The sequence below is a fragment of the Modestobacter versicolor genome (genome assembly GCF_041028285.1).
GTDB classification, from domain to species: Bacteria; Actinomycetota; Actinomycetes; order Mycobacteriales; family Geodermatophilaceae; genus Modestobacter; species Modestobacter versicolor_A.
On record NZ_JABGDB010000066.1, the window covers coordinates 1 to 506 of the forward strand.

1 protein-coding gene is annotated in these 506 nt (G+C 43.7%); it reads left to right on the plus strand.

Annotated features, from left to right (window positions below; all coding sequences use genetic code 11):
- Nucleotides 1-37: 37 nt before the first annotated feature.
- A partial coding sequence (locus HL054_RS22280) for a hypothetical protein (protein ID WP_369141315.1) occupies nt 38-506 on the plus strand: 469 nt, incomplete at its 3' end.

A 506-nucleotide genomic window follows, 5' to 3' on the forward strand; every position in this document is an offset into this window, starting at 1 on the left:
TGTTGTATAATCATTGATTTGATTGAACGGAGGCTCTATGGCGGACAAACCAATTTTGGATATAGTGGCAAAAAAAGAGATAACTAAAGGTGCAAAGGCTGCCAAGCCTGCTTCTCCTAAAAAGCCTTTTGGTTTTGATGATGAAATCAACATCTTGACCCAGGAGCAGATTGATGTGCTCAACTTGCCTGTTTCAGATATTATCTGCATTGGTGCCAAGGGCGGAGGCAAATCACTTAAGGGCTCAGTGCGTATGCTTTCCTATATGGAGACAAACTACAGGGCCAATGGGCTTGCTTTCAAGAAGTACAAGACCAATGCCGCAGCAAGGCTGCATGACTTATTCTCCAACACTGCCGGTAAAATCAAGCTTAAAGGGTTCACCATTCCTGACTATGAGAAAGGTCAGTCTGAAACCTACCGTATGAAGAACAAGATGAAGACGCAGAACCAGAAGATTGAGTACCTGTCATTTGAGGATTATGCCTCAGTTGCCGGTATTTCAG